The 4,140-nt window shown below is 62.7% G+C and carries 2 rRNA genes; both read left to right on the top strand.

Annotation, left to right across the window (positions count from 1 at the left end):
• Positions 1-180: 180 nt before the first annotated feature.
• A 16S ribosomal RNA gene (locus ABHU32_RS09860) occupies positions 181-1,687 on the top strand.
• 397 nt (positions 1,688-2,084) lie between these two features.
• Positions 2,085-4,140: ribosomal RNA gene (locus ABHU32_RS09855) — 23S ribosomal RNA — on the top strand; the annotation flags it as partial.

The raw sequence follows: 4,140 nt of genomic DNA, 5'->3' as shown, positions 1-4,140 counted from the left end.
TGTGTCGCATCCGGGCAGACATCGAACCATTTGAAATGGTCTAACTTGGATTTGTTTTTCGCAAGGCCGCCGAGAGGCGGCCCCGAGAAATTCCTTTTCCTATACTAGAACCATATGAATCGAACGGAACCGATCAGCGATGAACTGAGGGGACCGGACGGGCTCGAAGCCCATATATTTTGGACGGAGAGTTCGATCCTGGCTCAGGATGAACGCTGGCGGCGCGCCTAACACATGCAAGTCGAACGGCACCCACCTTCGGGTGGAAGCGAGTGGCGAACGGCTGAGTAACACGTGGAGAACCTGCCCCCTCCCCCGGGATAGCCGCCCGAAAGGACGGGTAATACCGGATACCCCGGGGTGCCGCATGGCACCCCGGCTAAAGCCCCGACGGGAGGGGATGGCTCCGCGGCCCATCAGGTAGACGGCGGGGTGACGGCCCACCGTGCCGACAACGGGTAGCCGGGTTGAGAGACCGACCGGCCAGATTGGGACTGAGACACGGCCCAGACTCCTACGGGAGGCAGCAGTGGGGAATCTTGCGCAATGGGGGGAACCCTGACGCAGCGACGCCGCGTGCGGGACGGAGGCCTTCGGGTCGTAAACCGCTTTCAGCAGGGAAGAGTCAAGACTGTACCTGCAGAAGAAGCCCCGGCTAACTACGTGCCAGCAGCCGCGGTAATACGTAGGGGGCGAGCGTTATCCGGATTCATTGGGCGTAAAGCGCGCGTAGGCGGCCCGGCAGGCCGGGGGTCGAAGCGGGGGGCTCAACCCCCCGAAGCCCCCGGAACCTCCGCGGCTTGGGTCCGGTAGGGGAGGGTGGAACACCCGGTGTAGCGGTGGAATGCGCAGATATCGGGTGGAACACCGGTGGCGAAGGCGGCCCTCTGGGCCGAGACCGACGCTGAGGCGCGAAAGCTGGGGGAGCGAACAGGATTAGATACCCTGGTAGTCCCAGCCGTAAACGATGGACGCTAGGTGTGGGGGGACGATCCCCCCGTGCCGCAGCCAACGCATTAAGCGTCCCGCCTGGGGAGTACGGCCGCAAGGCTAAAACTCAAAGGAATTGACGGGGGCCCGCACAAGCAGCGGAGCATGTGGCTTAATTCGAAGCAACGCGAAGAACCTTACCAGGGCTTGACATATGGGTGAAGCGGGGGAGACCCCGTGGCCGAGAGGAGCCCATACAGGTGGTGCATGGCTGTCGTCAGCTCGTGTCGTGAGATGTTGGGTTAAGTCCCGCAACGAGCGCAACCCCCGCCGCGTGTTGCCATCGGGTGATGCCGGGAACCCACGCGGGACCGCCGCCGTCAAGGCGGAGGAGGGCGGGGACGACGTCAAGTCATCATGCCCCTTATGCCCTGGGCTGCACACGTGCTACAATGGCCGGTACAGAGGGATGCCACCCCGCGAGGGGGAGCGGATCCCGGAAAGCCGGCCCCAGTTCGGATTGGGGGCTGCAACCCGCCCCCATGAAGTCGGAGTTGCTAGTAATCGCGGATCAGCATGCCGCGGTGAATGCGTTCCCGGGCCTTGTACACACCGCCCGTCACACCACCCGAGTCGTCTGCACCCGAAGTCGCCGGCCCAACCGTCAAGGGGGGAGGCGCCGAAGGTGTGGAGGGTGAGGGGGGTGAAGTCGTAACAAGGTAGCCGTACCGGAAGGTGCGGCTGGATCACCTCCTTTCTAGGGAGATACGTTCTTAGAGAGACAAACTTTAACTCGAATGGAGGGCAGGAGCCCGTCCGGTGGATGTCGCCTGGATGATTCCCCGCAGCACCCGGTCCCCGGGGTCGCACCCGCGTACCTTGAGAGCCGCATAGCGATAGGAGAGAGATGGAAGAGATTCTCTTCCAGACTCGATTCTTTTCTGCGATTAATCAAACAGAATGATAGCAATCATTCATCCGATCCAAACAAGAAGAATTCACTTAATAATGAGTGAGGAGCATCTGATCGCGAGCACAGTGAAGACACTGTGCCGCGGTATGAGATACCCGAATTGCGACATACGAGCGCTATTCATGATATCGATTAATTTTTATTAGCGACACGTGGATATCCCGCGGGCCCGAGAGCGGTCCCGCAAGATACCACGGGCGCACGGCGGATGCCTTGGCACAGGGAGCCGATGAAGGACGCGGCAAGCTGCGATAATCCCCGGCGAGGAGCACACATCCTTCGACCCGGGGGTCTCCGAATGGGCGAACCCATCCACAGCAGTGTGGATATCCCCCCGCTGAACACATAGGCGGGGGGAGGACAACCCGGGGAACTGAAACATCTAAGTACCCGGAGGAGAGGAAATCAATCTCGAGACTCCCCGAGTAGCGGCGAGCGAAAGGGGACCGATGGCCAAACCGTCGAGCGGGCATACCCGGCAGGGGTTCCGCCGACGGGGTTGCAGGGCCGCGCATCCGGGGGCTGCCGCCCCCGGGCGCAGGTCCGGCTGGGGAGCGGAACGGCATGGGAGGGCCGGCCGCAGCGGGTGACAGCCCCGTACGCGAACCCAGACCGGACGGCGCGACGCGGTCCCTGAGTAGGGCCGGGCACGTGAAACCCGGTCCGAACCTGGGTGGACCACCATCCAAGCCTGAGTACTACCCTGTGACCGATAGCGCACCAGTACCGTGAGGGAAAGGTGAAAAGCACCCCGGGAGGGGAGTGAAACAGTACCTGAAACCGTGCGCCCACGAGCAGTCGGAGCACCTTTATGGTGTGACGGCGTGCCTTTTGTAGAATGAGCCAGCGAGTCGCTGGCGCGGGGCGAGGTTAACCGAAAGGGAGCCGGAGCGAAAGCGAGCCTTAACAGGGCGACTTGAGTCCCGCGCCGCGGACGCGAAGCCGGGTGAGCTATCCGTGGGCAGGCTGAAGCGGGGGTAAGACCCCGTGGAGGGCCGAACGCACGTCGGTTGAAAACGGCGGCGATGACCTGCGGATAGGGGTGAAAGGCCAATCAAACCCGGAGATATCTCGTTCTCCCCGAAATAGCTTTAGGGCTAGCGTCGCGCGTTCACCGCCGGAGGTAGAGCACCGGATGGACGAGGGGGCTTCGCCGCCTACCGAATCCAACCGAACTCCGAATGCCGGCGGCCCAGAGCGCGGCAGTCAGAGCATGTGGGCTAAGCTGTGTGCTCGAGAGGGAAACAGCCCGGACCGCCCGCTAAGGTCCCCAAGTTCCAGCCGAGTGGCAAAGGATGTGCGTCCGCCCAGACAACCAGGATGTTGGCTTAGAAGCAGCCATCCATTCAAAGAGTGCGTAACAGCTCACTGGTCGAGTGGACATGCGCCGACAATACACGGGGCTAAGCTGGACACCGAAGCGGCGGGATTTTAATTCATTAGAATCGGTAGGGGAGCTTCCCATGGGCGGAGAAGCCGGAGGGCGACCGACGGTGGAGCGCATGGGAGTGAGAATGCTGGCATGAGTAGCGAGAGACGAGAGAGTAACTCGTCCGCCGTGAACCCGAGGTTTCCTGGGCAAGGCTAATCCTCCCAGGGTCAGTCGGGGGCTAAGGCGAGGCCGGTAGGCGTAGCCGACGCGCAGCAGGCAGACATTCCTGCACCGCGCACGCGGCGCTACGACCGACGGGGCGACGGATGGGGGTGGCTCGGCGGGGTTCTGGACGTCCCCGTGATGGAGCGCGGCCCGCGGACCAGGGAAATCCGGTCCGCATTGAGGGCGAGGCTCCGGACGAAGCGACTGAGCGAAGCGAGTGAGCCCGAGGTCCCTAGAAAAACCCCTAGGCAGGCGCGTGCGCGCCCGTACCGCAAACCGACACAGGTGGGTGGGTAGAACATACCGAGGCGATCGGGTCAACCATGGTCAAGGAACTCGGCACAATGGCCCCGTAACTTCGGGAGAAGGGGTGCCCGCGCGTACGTGAACCGGCTCGCCCGGGGAGCGGAGGCGGGCCGCAGTGGAGAGGCCCAAGCGACTGTTTACCAAAAACACAGGACTCTGCAGAAGCCGCAAGGCGACGTATAGGGTCTGACGCCTGCCCGGTGCCGGAAGGTCACGCGGAGGAGTTAGCCATCTCGGCGAAGCCCCGAAGCCAAGCCCCGGTAAACGGCGGCCGTAACTATAACGGTCCTAAGGTAGCGAAATTCCTTGTCGGGTAAGTTCCGACCTGCACGAA

Source organism: Collinsella aerofaciens, from assembly GCF_039758965.1.
Taxonomy (GTDB): domain Bacteria; phylum Actinomycetota; class Coriobacteriia; order Coriobacteriales; family Coriobacteriaceae; genus Collinsella; species Collinsella aerofaciens_BR.
The sequence above is the reverse complement of the archived record's forward strand: the minus strand, read 5'-3'. Positions and strand labels throughout refer to the sequence as shown.